The sequence below is a fragment of the Streptomyces sp. NPDC033177 genome, assembly GCF_055577715.1.
This window is the reverse complement of sequence record NZ_JBVIPS010000016.1, coordinates 17,604-29,387: the sequence shown is the minus strand read 5'-3', so window position 1 is coordinate 29,387 and position 11,784 is coordinate 17,604. Positions and strand designations below refer to the sequence as shown.

At 70.9% G+C, this 11,784-nt stretch carries 11 protein-coding genes; 5 read left to right on the top strand and 6 right to left on the bottom strand.

Going from position 1 to position 11,784, the window contains the following annotated elements:
• Nucleotides 1-91 precede the first annotated feature (91 nt).
• The 4 genes from ACZ5U5_RS39265 (at nt 92) to ACZ5U5_RS39250 (ending at nt 5,007) form a co-directional block, all read left to right on the top strand.
• Nucleotides 92-1,627 carry a S8 family peptidase gene (locus ACZ5U5_RS39265; protein ID WP_469031377.1) on the top strand — a complete coding sequence of 512 codons (1,536 nt, stop codon included), beginning with the start codon at nt 92-94 and terminating at the stop codon, nt 1,625-1,627.
• Between the two features lie 14 nt (nt 1,628-1,641).
• Nucleotides 1,642-3,225, top strand: a complete 1,584-nt coding sequence (locus tag ACZ5U5_RS39260; protein WP_469031376.1) for a S8 family peptidase — start codon at nt 1,642-1,644, stop codon at nt 3,223-3,225.
• Between the two features lie 86 nt (nt 3,226-3,311).
• Nucleotides 3,312-3,881 carry a hypothetical protein gene (locus ACZ5U5_RS39255; RefSeq protein WP_469031374.1) on the top strand — a complete coding sequence of 190 codons (570 nt, stop codon included), beginning with the start codon at nt 3,312-3,314 and terminating at the stop codon, nt 3,879-3,881.
• Between the two features lie 82 nt (nt 3,882-3,963).
• The gene (locus ACZ5U5_RS39250) at nt 3,964-5,007 is read left to right on the top strand and encodes a CopD family protein (RefSeq protein ID WP_469031372.1); all 1,044 of its coding nucleotides are present in this window, start codon (nt 3,964-3,966) and stop codon (nt 5,005-5,007) included.
• On the opposite strand, the gene ACZ5U5_RS39245 is transcribed toward ACZ5U5_RS39250, so the two are convergent.
• The 6 genes from ACZ5U5_RS39245 to ACZ5U5_RS39220 form a co-directional block, all read right to left on the bottom strand.
• Complete coding sequence (locus ACZ5U5_RS39245; protein WP_469031371.1) at nt 4,940-5,686, bottom strand: lysoplasmalogenase; 747 nt, start codon at nt 5,684-5,686, stop codon at nt 4,940-4,942. The genes ACZ5U5_RS39250 and ACZ5U5_RS39245 overlap by 68 nt on opposite strands.
• The gene (locus ACZ5U5_RS39240; RefSeq protein ID WP_469031369.1) at nt 5,683-6,603 is read right to left on the bottom strand and encodes a sterol desaturase family protein; all 921 of its coding nucleotides are present in this window, start codon (nt 6,601-6,603) and stop codon (nt 5,683-5,685) included. Before ACZ5U5_RS39240 ends, ACZ5U5_RS39245 begins: the two co-directional genes overlap by 4 nt.
• A gap of 206 nt (nt 6,604-6,809) precedes the next feature.
• Nucleotides 6,810-8,063, bottom strand: coding sequence for an amidohydrolase family protein (locus ACZ5U5_RS39235; protein ID WP_469031368.1), 1,254 nt, complete (start codon nt 8,061-8,063; stop codon nt 6,810-6,812).
• The gene (locus ACZ5U5_RS39230; protein ID WP_469031366.1) at nt 8,060-9,343 is read right to left on the bottom strand and encodes an amidohydrolase family protein; all 1,284 of its coding nucleotides are present in this window, start codon (nt 9,341-9,343) and stop codon (nt 8,060-8,062) included. Before ACZ5U5_RS39230 ends, ACZ5U5_RS39235 begins: the two co-directional genes overlap by 4 nt.
• Before the next feature lie 10 nt (nt 9,344-9,353).
• A complete protein-coding gene (locus ACZ5U5_RS39225) occupies nt 9,354-10,238 on the bottom strand; it encodes an SDR family NAD(P)-dependent oxidoreductase (RefSeq protein WP_469031365.1) in 885 nt (294 codons plus the stop codon).
• 1 nt (nt 10,239) lies between these two features.
• Complete coding sequence (locus tag ACZ5U5_RS39220; protein ID WP_469031364.1) at nt 10,240-11,037, bottom strand: acetoacetate decarboxylase family protein; 798 nt, start codon at nt 11,035-11,037, stop codon at nt 10,240-10,242.
• Nucleotides 11,038-11,108: 71 nt separating this feature from the next.
• Between ACZ5U5_RS39220 and ACZ5U5_RS39215 the strand changes: the two genes are divergently transcribed.
• Complete coding sequence (locus ACZ5U5_RS39215; protein ID WP_469031362.1) at nt 11,109-11,777, top strand: TetR/AcrR family transcriptional regulator; 669 nt, start codon at nt 11,109-11,111, stop codon at nt 11,775-11,777.
• Nucleotides 11,778-11,784: the final 7 nt, after the last annotated feature.

Sequence of the window (11,784 nt, the reverse complement as noted above, 5' to 3'; positions counted from 1 at the left end):
GGATAGCTTCACCCTGCACAGCCCGTCATGTACCTGCCCGATCACTTGGTGTGTTCGGGCAGTTCACGTATCCGGATGATGTGGAGATCCCATGGCTCATCTGCGTTCCAGACGTCGCATCGCGCTCACCGTGCCGCTCGGCATCGCGCTCGCGGCGTCGGTCGGCTTCGCTCCCGGTGTCGCGACCGCGGCCCCCGACGCCCCCGCCACCGCGTCCGCGAAGGCCGAGGCCCCGAAGCTCGCCTACGTCGTCAACACCCGTACGGACTCCAAGACGATCGCGTACGTCAAGCGGGCGATCGCCAAGGCGGACGGCACCGTCGTCGTCGCCTACCCGAAGATCGGCGTGATCGTCGCGCACTCCGCGAACCCCGACTTCGGCAAGCAGCTGCGCAAGGTCAAGGGCGTCCAGTCCGCCGGCGCCACCCGCACCTCGCCCCTGACGGCGGCGGGCACCACGGAGGAGGGCGCACCGACCCTCCTGTCGAAGTCCGAGGCCAAGGCGCTCAAGGCGCAGGCCCCTTCGGCCGCCGAGCCCCTCGAGGCCGACCAGTGGGACCTGCGCGCGATAGGCGCCGACAAGGCAGCCAAGATCAACCCGGGCAGCAAGAAGGTCACCGTCGGCGTCATCGACACCGGAGTCGACGACACCCACCCGGACCTCGCGCCCAACTTCTCGGCCTCGCAGTCGGCGAGCTGTGTCGGCGGCAAGGCGGACACCTCGGCCGGCGCCTGGCGCCCGGAGAAGCCGGAGCACTACCACGGCACGCACGTGGCCGGCGAGATCGCCGCCACCCGCAACAACGTGGGCGTCGCGGGTGTCGCCCCCGGTGTGAAGGTCGCGGGCATCAAGGTGGCCGACCCGGTCAGCGAGCTGTTCTTCCCGGAGAGCGTCGTCTGCGCGTTCGTGTTCGCGGCCGACAAGGGCATCGAGATCACGAACAACAGCTACTACGTGGACCCGTGGCTCTACAACTGCATGGACGACCCGGACCAGCGGGCCATCGTCGACGCGGTCAACCGCGCCCAGCTGTACGCCCAGAAGAAGGGCACCCTGAACCTCGCCTCGGCGGGCAACTCCAACCACGACCTCGCCGCCGACGAGATCCTGGACGACTCGAGCCCGGACGACTCGACGCCGGTGCCCCGCACCATCGACCCGTCCGAGTGCTTCGACCTCCCGACGCAGCTGCCGGGTGTGGTCACGGTCAGCGCGACGGGCGTGCAGAACCTCAAGTCGTACTACTCGACGTACGGCAAGGGCGTCATCGACGTCGCGGCCCCGGGCGGCGACGCCCGGCAGATCCCGGCCGACACCCCGTCGAAGAACGGCCGCATCCTCTCCACGATGCCGGGCAACCAGTACGGCTGGCTGCAGGGCACCTCGATGGCGTCGCCGCACGCGTCGGGCGTGGCCGCGCTCCTGAAGTCGACGCACCCCAAGGCGAGCCCCGCCGAACTCCAGCGCCTTCTCAAGAAGCAGGCCGACAACCCGGGCTGCCCGACGACGCCGTACGACCCGGACGGTGACGGCAAGGTCGACGCGGTCTGCGAGGGCGGCAAGAACAAGAACGGCTTCTACGGCAGTGGGATCGTCGACGCGCTCGACGCCGTGAAGAAGAAGTGAGGGGCTCGCGCACCATGACCGCACCCCTCACGCGCTCCCGCCGCGTGCTCGCACTCCCGCTCGGCATGGCGGTGGCCTCGGCCGTCGCCTTCCTGCCGGGCACGGCGTCGGCTCAACCCGATGCCGCGGCCCGTCCCGGCACTCCGGTGTCGTCGGCCGTGTCCGCCCTGGGCTCGCTCACTGACGGCACGTCGATGAGCTACGTCGTCAACGTCCGTGCCGGGCACGGCGGTTCACCGTCCGGCAAGACGTCGGCGTACGTGAAGAGGGCCATCGCCAAGGCGGGCGGCACGGTCGTCATCGCGTACGACCGGATCGGCGTGATCGTCGTCCACTCGTCGAACGCGGACTTCGCGAAGAAGATCCGCGGGGTGAAGGGTGTCGCGTCAGCGGGGGCCACTCGTACGGCTCCGCTGTCGGCGCAGTCCGACGACGCCCTTGAGGCCGACCGGCCGCTGACCGCCGCCGAGGCGAAGCAGGCGGCCGGGCAGGCGGGCGCGGGCCAGGACGAGCTGGAGCCGCTCCAGTGGGACCTGCCCGCCATCAAGGCGGACAAGGCCCACAAGGAGTCGCTGGGCAGCTCCAGGGTCACCGTCGGCGTCCTGGACTCCGGCGTGGACGACACGCACCCGGACATCGCGCCGAACTTCGACGCGAAGGCGTCCGCGAGCTGTCTGGGCGGCGTGCCCGTGCAGAAGGACAGCGCGTGGCGTCCGGTGAGCGGGGAGAGCGACCACGGCATGCACGTGGCGGGCACGATCGCCGCCGCGAAGAACGGCACCGGCGTCACCGGTGTCGCTCCGGGCGTGAAGGTGGCGAGCCTTAAGGTGGCCGAGCCGGCGACCGGCATGTACTACACGGAGGCCGTGGTCTGCGGCTTCATGTGGGCGGCCGATCACGGCGTCGACGTCACCAACTCCAGCTACTACACCGACCCGTGGCTGTTCAACTGCAAGACGGACGACGACCAGAAGGCCCTGGTCGACGCCGTCGGGCGGGCCACCCGGTACGCGGAGCGCAAGGGTGCGGTGAACGTCGCGGCGGCCGGTAACGCCGAGACGGACCTCGCGCAGGACGAGATCGTCGACGACTCCAGCCCGGACGACACGACGCCCACGGAGCGGGTCATCAAAACCGCGGACTGCCTCGACCTGCCGTCGCAGCTTCCGGGTGTGGTGACCGTCTCTGCCACGGGTGCGAAGGGCATCAAGTCCTCGTACTCGAACTACGGCATGGGCGTGGTGGACATCGCGGCGCCGGGCGGTGACTCGACGAGGTTCCAGACGCCGGACGCGCCGGCCACGGACGGCCGCATCCTGTCGACGCTGCCCGGCGGCAAGTTCGGCTACAAGGCGGGTACGTCGATGGCGTCCCCGCACGCAGCGGGGGTCGCCGCGCTCATCAAGTCGGCCCACCCGTACGCGTCTTCATCGAAGGTGAAGGCGCTGCTCTACGGCGAGGCCGACGCCATGAAGTGCACCGATCCGTACGACATCGACGCCGACGGCAAGGTCGACGCGGTGTGCGCGGGCGGCAAGAACAAGAACGGCTTCTACGGCGTGGGCATGATCGACGCCTTGGACGCCGTACGGAGGTAACCCTCTCGCGGAAGCAGCCCTCTCGCGGGAGGCACAGGGCCGGGCGGTCACCGACCGCCCGGCCCTTCGCGAGAGGATCTCGTCCCATGTATGAGTACAAGGACTCCCGGTTCGTGCAGACCGGCACGGAGCATTGGGTGGCGGCGCCCGTCCGTCCCCGGTGGCAGCTGATGCTCCGATTCGTTGGCATGATCGCGTACATACCGGTGTGGTGCGTCCTCGCGGTGGTGGTGATGCCCGGGGCCATCGTGGTCCTGTTGCTTGCGGAGGTCGTCGAGGCGGCCAGCAACTCGGGCGGCAGGAAGCTCGCCGCCCTGTCGGACCGCATGCTGGAGCGTCTCCGGCTGCCGGGCTGGTGCGTGACCTGGCCGGAGATGCGCCATGAAGGGGACACGGCGTACCACCGCACGCGGGTCGACAAGGTCGTCGGCGGCTGGACGGACCGGGCGTCCGCGCCCCGGGAGCCGGGCAAGCCGCTCTGGCCCGTCGAGTGTGAGATCCCGTGGAGCGTCTACCGCGGTGTGGGCGGCCATTACGTGGTCGAGACCGCGACTGCCCAGGGGTGGGAGCTGCGGCCGTCGGAGCCGCAGACGTCGGTCAGGCTGTGGTGGTCGGCGGCCACGCGGGGCGAGGCGGACGCGAGCACCGCGGAGTAGGCGGCCCGTCGGGCGGGATGGGGAGCCGTCAGTTGTTTGCCAGGACTTGCCCGTTTAGGGGGTGGCTGGTGAAGATCATGTGGTGAGCTCCATACAACCGTCCGCCGACCCCGGTGGCGAAGCCTCGGGCGGCGCGGCGGCCGCCTCGCACCGCGCACCGCGCCGTCCCTCGACGCGTCACGCCGTCGCCGTACTGATCCTGGTGGCCGTCGCCGCCGCCGTCCCGCTGCTCGGCCCCTCGGCGGCGCTGAGCGGCACCGGGGAGGCCGAGGCGCCCGGCACGGCCGGGATCACGTTCCTGCGGACGGTCATGTTCGCCGCGCTCTGCGTGCAGTTGGGCGAGGTGTACGCGATCCGGCTCGCGCGCCGGGTGCCGGGAGCTCCGCTGGACCGTGAGCCGCGCAGCTGGGCGGCGTACGCGGCAGGCGCGGGCCTCATTGCCGCGCTCGGCCTGGCTTCGGTGGTGGCCACCGGCAATCTGGTCCCGCACCAGCTCTCCGACATGGACGTCGGCGGCCTCTACGCGACGCGGGACGGCAGGCTGGCGCTCCTCGAGGTCAACGCCTTCATCGTGGCACTGCTCTGCTCGCGCTCGCGCCGCCCCTCCACCGCCGCACTTCCGCTGGCCGCGGTGATCGTCGCGGAGGCGCTGCGGGCCCATCCCCCGGTGGAGGACACCCCGCTCATCGGCACCGGTCTGACCCTCGTGCATCTGACCTGCGGGGTGCTGTGGGCGGGTGGCCTGCTGCAGGTCCTCCGGATGCTGCGGCTGTGGCGGACGTTCGCGCCGGAGGCGGGCGCGGCGGTACTGGGGCTCTACGCGCGCGTGGCGGCCGTTCTCCTCGCCGCGATCACGGTGACGGGGGTGTGCAGCACGCTGCGCCGGATGCCGCCGGGCACAGTCGTCGACCAGCTGACGGAGACGGCCTACGGACGCACGCTGCTCGCCAAGGTGCTCCTCGTGGCGGCCGTGGCCGTCCTGGCGCTGCTCGCGCGCCGGCGGCTGCGCAAGGCCCCCGATCCGGTCTCGGCGTACTCCCCCGCCCGCTGGGAGGTCATCATGCTCGGGGTCGTGGTGGCGGTGTCGGCTCTGCTGACCGCGCTGCCGCTGCCGATTCGCTGGTGAGCTGCTGAGCTGTGGGGGGTTGGTGGTGCTGGTGGGGTTGCGCCGCCAATACGCCGCGGGCCAGCAGGAACTGGGCGGCGATGTAGGTGAGCATGATCCAGAAGTCAGGGCGGGGGGCCTGCGGCCACTCGGCGACGCCGGTCGCGATGAGGGTGTCCGACAGGAGGAACAGCGCGCCGCCGGCCGCTGCGGTGAGGCCCAGCCTCGTGGCGCCGAACGCCATCGCGGTGAGCAGGAGGCTGTAGCCCGCCACCGGTCCGCGCATGTCCGGCGGGAGGTCCGGCCAGAGGAGGGTGACCGTGACGATGAGGGCGGCGGCGTACGCGGCCACGACCCAGGCGCCACGCGCGCGTGGTGTGCCGTGGCGCTTGAAGAGGGCGAGGTAGCAGACGTGGCCTGCCGCGAAGGAGCCCATGCCCGCGAGGAACGCGGGGTCGGCGTCGAAGAGGAGGAGGGTGTCGCCTCCCCAGCCGAAGAGGAGAGCCGCGGTCAGCAGGCGCGGGCCCTTGACCGTGACCACGTACGCCGCCAGGAGTGGCATCAGCAGCGGCTTGAAGACCGCGTGCGCCGCGTCCGAGTTCGCCAGCAGTGCCGCCAGATCCCCTGTGGCCGCCAGGGCGAACGCGGCAAGCAGCAGCTTGGCCGCCGAGCGCCTGCCCACCGCGGGGCCAGGGCTCATGCCGCGCCCTCCGTGACCGGCTCCGTCACGGGCTCCGGCACGGGCCCCGGCGTGGCCTCCTGGGCGGTCTGAGGCTTCGCGGACTCCTGCGGCTGCCAACCGGGCCCCCGGAACAGCCTTCCGCCCCGCTCGCGCCAACTGGTGGCCTTCCTGAGGTCCTTGGCGATCGCCGCGTACTCGTGCGTGGCCACCCGCAGCGGGTTGTACGTGGTGATGTTCTTCGTGAGGCCGTAGACGGGGCGGTCCGTCTCCGCGACCCAGGAGCCGAACATCCGGTCCCAGATGATCAGGATGCCGCCGAAGTTGCGGTCCAGGTAGCCGCCCTGTGAGGCGTGGTGGACGCGGTGGTGCGAGGGGGTGTTGAAGACGAACTCGAAGGGGCGCGGGAGCTTCCCGATGCGCTCGGTGTGGATCCAGAACTGGTAGACGAGGTTCGCCGACGAACAGAACGCGAGCGCCGCCGGATGGACGCCGAGCGCGATCAGCGGGAGGTAGAACGGCCAGACCGTCAGGCTCGTCCAGGGCTGGCGCAGTGCCGTCGTGAGGTTGAACTTGCGACTGGAGTGGTGCACGACGTGGCAGGCCCACAGGATGCGGATGACGTGATGCCCGCGGTGCGACCAGTAGTAGAAGAAGTCCTGCGCGAGCAGCATCAGCGGGATCGTCCACCACAGGACGGGGATGTGCAGCGGCGTCAGCGCGTAGACCGCCGTGTAGATCGCCACGATGGGGATCTTCCACAAGAGGTCGAAGACGAGGCTGCCGAGCCCCATGGTGACGGAGGTGGCGGCGTCCTTCGTCTCGTACCCGGCTTCGTCCTCGTCGGGGTGGATCCGGTGGCTCACGATCTCCACGACGGTGAGCAGCACGAAGGCAGGTATGGACCACAGCACGACATCGGGCAGGTTCGGCGGCATGCGTGCACCGTAAGGGCCCCCGGCGGACCGACGCTAGACGTGGTTACCCACAAGTATTACCAGCGGTAAAGAAGCGGATGTTGGTGATCCCCGCCAAAAGCGAACGCTCAGACCCAGTGCAGACCCAACGCAGACCCAACGCAGACCCAGGTCGCCTCGCCGCGCATCGCGCGGGGATCACCCCACCGATCACCCCACCCCGTACGTCACCAGACGCGTACCGACCCTCCCGGAGCGAACACCGGGCTGGTCGCGCCCGCGGGTGTCTCCTTGAGGGGCTCCTCCAGCTCCTGGACCGTAGGCCCGACCTTCGACGCGATCGCGTCGAGCCGCTCCAGGTCGAAGCCGTAGACACGGGCCGCGTTGCCGCCGACCATGGCGGCGATCTCGTCCTTGGGGAGGCCCGCGTAGGCGATGCGCAGACCCTCGCGCGAGAAGGGGTGCGTGCCCTCGTCGTGCGGGTAGTCACTGCCCCACATGATCTTGTCGAGGCCGATCCGGTCCCTCATCTGCGCCTCGTGCGGGCGCATGAAGCTCGCGCCGACGAAGCAGTTCTCGCGCCAGACCTCGGACGGCCCCTTGCCCATCGAGTCGGCGAGGCCCGCACCGAACTTCGACTCGGCCGTCCCGGAGCTGTCCTTCCTTGAAGCCGCCGCGACCAGGCGCCCGTGGTAGTAGTCCAGCATGTCGAGGACGCCCGGGATCCACCCCGAGCCCTGCTCGGTGAGCACGAGGCGCAGCTCCGGGTGGCGGCGGAAGGCGCCGCCGAACACCAGGTGCCACAGCGCCCGGTGCGAGAACCACGTCGTCTCCACCATGAACACGGCCCGCGCGGCCGGCTCCTCGCCAAGGGGCGGAGAGGCCGACCCCGCATGGTGGTTGACCGGTACGCCGCGCTCGGCGCAAGCCGCCCAGATCGGGTCGTACGTCGCCGAGTAGAGCTCGGCGAGCCCGCTGCCCGGCGGCGTGCCGGGCAGCAGGAGGCCGCCGTGCAGGCCCGCGTCGGCCGCCCAGTGGATCTCCTTGACCGCCGCGTCCACGTCGTTCAGGAGGATCTGGAAGACGCCCGCCCTGCGCCCCGGAGCCGCGGCGCAGAAGTCGGCCAGCCAGCGGTTGTGGGCCCGCAGGCCCGCCCAGCGCTGCTCGTACTCCTCGCGGGTCGGGGCCGGTGCCATCAAAGAAGCGCTCGGGAAGAAGGGCGGGATGGTGTTCGGGAAGACGACCTCGGCGACGATGCCGTCCTCTTCCAGCTCGGCGACGCGGCGTTCCGAGTTCCAGTTGCGGTCGGCGGTGTCGGCGAGCAGGTCCTCGTACGGATTGACGTACGTGGCCGCCCACGCGTCGAACGCGTCGTGGTGGCGCGCCTCCAGGTAGGGCCGGTAGTCGAGGAGATCGGCGCCCGCGTGGCAGTCTGCCGAGATGACGGTGTAGCGCTCTTCGGTGATGTGCCGCCGGTTCATGTGTCCGCCCCCAGTACCGGGAAGTCGTGGTCGGTCAGCCAGTGGCGGCCCACGTCGCGCGAGCGCGCCCAGGAGGACTCGACGGCGCCTTGGTCGGGGTCCTGGCCGAGGTCGGCCGGGGTGGGGCCGATGCGGCGTGCCAGCGGTGCGAGGCGCTCCGTGTCGAAGCCGAAGACCTCGGCGGCCGCGAGCCCCAGCATCCGGCGGGTCTCCTCCACGGGGATGTCGTGGAAGGTTTTCCGCAGCCACGCGCGCGTGTCGGGCCAGGTCCCCTCGGGGTGCGGGAAGTCGCTGCCCCAGAGGATGTTGTCGACGCCGATCTCGTAGCGCTGGGCGAGTTCGCGGCGCTTGGTGTTGGTCGCGCAGATGAAGATCTGCCGGTCCAGGTATTCGTGCGGGGGCCGCTTGAGCTCCGCGAACGGGGAGAGCTTCTTGCCGCCGTGCGCGCCCAGGTAGAGGCGGTCCATGAACCACAGGAGGTTCGGCAGCCACCAGCAACCCGACTCCGCGACGCCGAACTTCAGCCCCGGATGACGCTCGAAGACGCCCGACCAGAGCATGAACCACAGCGGCCGCGCGGGCCACCACGTCACTTCGGAGACGTAGATCCCCAGGTGGTCGCCGTACTCGTGGCGGGGTGCCGCCCCGGAGTGGGTCACCACGGGCATCGCGCACTCGGCCGCCGCCGCCCACACGGGGTCGTAACGCCGCTCGTGGTAGGGCGCCTTGTCGACCCACATGGAGGGGATCATCAGCGCGCCGAGCCCGGTCTCCTTGGCCCGGTGGACCTCGGCGACGACCCGGTCGACCTCCCCGGTGATGGGCAACAGGGCGACCCCGCAGTGCCGTTCGGGGTGCTCGGACACGAAGTCGGCGAGCCAGCGGTTGTGCGCCTGCGCGCCCGCCATGCCCAGCTCCGGGTCCTGGTCCCCGGAGAGCCCGAGGCCCACCCCGAAGGGCGCGGCCGTCTGGCTGTCCACGGCGTCCGCGTCGGGGAAGACGACCTCGGCGGCCACTCCGTCGCCGTCGAGCTCCTTGAGGCGCTGTGCGGTCTCCCAGCCGCCGCGCAGGCCCTCCTCGTTGTCCTGGAACCACTTGGCGGCGAACGCGTCGTTGCGGATGCCGAGCCGCGTCGCCTCCGCGCGGCGTGCGTCGCGCTCCCCCAGGAACCCGTCGAAGTCCCGGTGGAATCGGCTGTCGAGATAGGGCCGGTACTCCTCGGTGGGGAGCCCGGCGTGGCAGTCGGAGGAGATGATCAGGTAGGGATCCTGGTCGGTCATCACGTGCCCTTCAGTCCAGAATGAAGCTCTCCAAATACGCCGGGTTCGCGCGGTCAAGCATCGACCGCGACCTGGCCTTGATCTGCCGGTCGCTGTGCTCGCTCTGCGGGAGCAGCCAGAAGCGGTCGGCCGCGATCCCCTCCGCCACGAAGTCCGCCACCTGCTCGACGGGCGTAAACGCGACCTCCTTGCCCGCGTCCTTCATGGCGGACTCCCACTGGTCGAGGGAGCGGTAAGGGGTCTTGCGGGGGCGGGACTTGGCGTACCGGTCGGGGCGGTTGCGGTGCGACTCCCACAGCCCCGTGCGCAGCATGTGCGGCCCCGGGAAGAGCACGGAGGCCCCCACGCGCGCGTGCTCCGCCCTCAGGTGCGCGTACAGGGACTCCGTCATCGTCACGACGGCCGCTTTGGTGACCGCGTACACGGACGCCGTCGGCAGCGGCGCGATACCGCCGTCGCCGGACGAGGTGTTGACGACATGGCCGGGATCGCCGCCCGCGATCATCCGGGGCACGAAGGCCTGGATGCCGTGGAAGACGCCCCACACGTTGACCTCGAAGGCCCACTTCCAGTCGTTCGGCTCGTGCTCCCACATGCGGCCCTCGGCGCCCGATCCGACCCCCGCGTTGTTGCACAGCACATGGACGGCGCCGAACTTCTCGTACGCCGCTTCGGCGAGCGCGAAGACCTCGTCGCGCGAGCCGACGTCGACCACGCGCGCGTGCACGCTCGCCCCGTCCTCGCGCAGCCCGGCGGCCGCCTTCTCCAAGGCGCCCTCCTCGACGTCCGCGAGGACCACCTTCATGCCGTCCGCCGCGAACCGCCGCGCCATGGCGAGGCCGATGCCGCTCGCCGCGCCCGTGACGACGGCGACCTGCCCTTCCCGCAGCTCCATCTCAGACGCTCCCCTCGGGCGGGCCGTCGAGGATCTGCTGCGGGTCGTCGTAGCGCTGGTGGATGTAGGGCAGCAGCGCCTGCGCGCTGACGCGCTCGGCCACCCGGCCCTTCTGGTCCGTGGTCTTCTCGCCGATGGTGATCTCGACGACCCGCCGTACGGGCAGGTCGGCGACCGGGTCGTACATCGACTCGCGCAGGACGACGTCCCCGGTGACGCCCTCCAGCTTGCGGACCTTCTCGTTGCGCACGCAGTGCACGAGCACCGGGTCGGCGTCGAAGCCCGAACCGTCCACCGCGGGAAGGAACTTGAAGTAGAAGTCGGTCTTCTGGACCGGTTCCGGAAGCGGCAGGGCGCCGCTGACCGCGCCGCGCACCTCCACGAAGGCGATGCCGTGCCGGGCCAGTGAGGCGCGCACCACAAGGCCGTCGCGCTCCACCTCGACCTCGCCCAGCTTCTTCGGCTCCCCGAAGACCTCGCGTCCGCCGATCAGGGCCCGCTCGTGGGTCATCGGCATGACGAGCGGATACCAGCCGGCCACCCCGTCGTGCTCGGCGGCGACGGCCACCGAGCCCGCGCCGAGCGGATAGCCGGGCAGGTCGACCTTGCTGATGTTGGCCCGCACCAGCGGTCGGTCCGTGGGTTTCAGCGGCGGCGGAAGGACGGCCGCCACCGCGTCCGGATCGCTCTCCCAGACGGCCACCACACCCGTGGACCAGATGTCGGGCAGCTTCGAACTCGCGCTGCGCGCCGCGGCGATCTCCGCCTCGGTGCGCGCTCCATAACGTACGCGTGCCATGTCGTACCACCCTTCGTCAGGACTACAGAAGGTCTTGCGGGCGGTTCTGTAACACAGTTACAACAGGAGGCGTGAAGAGTGAAGAGACGCGTACGCATCCGGACCGGGAACGCGGCCATCTCGACCGGGAACAGGTCATCGCCGCCGCCGCGGCACTCGTCAAGCAGCACGGTCCGGGGGCCCTGACGATGCGCAGGCTCGCCGCCGTGCTCGGCACCGCCGTCACCTCGATCTACTGGCACGTCGGCAACCGCGAGTCGCTCCTGGACGCCCTAGTCGAACGCACCCTCGCCGACCTCGGCGCGATCCACCCCACCGGGAGCACCCCCGACCGGCGCATCGTCTCCGTCGCGCGCGCCCTGCGCCGCCGGCTGCGCGACCACCCGCACCTCATCGCGATGGTCCACGAACGCGGCCTGACCGAGCGGATGTTCCTGCCCGCCCAACAGGCCCTGGTCCACGAAGTGCACGCGGCGGGCCTGCGCGGCGCCCGTGCCGCCGACGCCGTACGCGCCGTCCAGGTCCACGTCGTCGGCCATCTCCTGGTCGAGCGCAACCGCGAACGCGCCCCCGCTCAGCACCCCGGCGAGGAGGAACTGTGGAGCGCGCAGACGGCCGAACACGACCCGGCGCTCGCCCGCGCGCTCGCCCGACCCGCCGACCACGAGGCGCTGTTCACCCTGTCGGTCAAGGCACTGGTGTCCGGACTCCTCGACGCGGCGGACAGCCCAGGGACCTGACTGTCAG

What these genes read in the sequence shown, in the direction of transcription:
- ACZ5U5_RS39265 (WP_469031377.1), top strand. Translation starts at nt 92, where the DNA reads ATGGCTCATCTGCGTTCCAGACGTCGCATCGCGCTCACCGTGCCGCTC.
- ACZ5U5_RS39260 (WP_469031376.1), top strand. Translation starts at nt 1,642, where the DNA reads ATGACCGCACCCCTCACGCGCTCCCGCCGCGTGCTCGCACTCCCGCTC.
- ACZ5U5_RS39255 (WP_469031374.1), top strand. Translation starts at nt 3,312, where the DNA reads ATGTATGAGTACAAGGACTCCCGGTTCGTGCAGACCGGCACGGAGCAT.
- ACZ5U5_RS39245 (WP_469031371.1), bottom strand. Translation starts at nt 5,686, where the DNA reads ATGAGCCCTGGCCCCGCGGTGGGCAGGCGCTCGGCGGCCAAGCTGCTG.
- ACZ5U5_RS39240 (WP_469031369.1), bottom strand. Translation starts at nt 6,603, where the DNA reads ATGCCGCCGAACCTGCCCGATGTCGTGCTGTGGTCCATACCTGCCTTC.
- ACZ5U5_RS39235 (WP_469031368.1), bottom strand. Translation starts at nt 8,063, where the DNA reads ATGAACCGGCGGCACATCACCGAAGAGCGCTACACCGTCATCTCGGCA.
- ACZ5U5_RS39230 (WP_469031366.1), bottom strand. Translation starts at nt 9,343, where the DNA reads ATGACCGACCAGGATCCCTACCTGATCATCTCCTCCGACTGCCACGCC.
- ACZ5U5_RS39225 (WP_469031365.1), bottom strand. Translation starts at nt 10,238, where the DNA reads ATGGAGCTGCGGGAAGGGCAGGTCGCCGTCGTCACGGGCGCGGCGAGC.
- ACZ5U5_RS39220 (WP_469031364.1), bottom strand. Translation starts at nt 11,037, where the DNA reads ATGGCACGCGTACGTTATGGAGCGCGCACCGAGGCGGAGATCGCCGCG.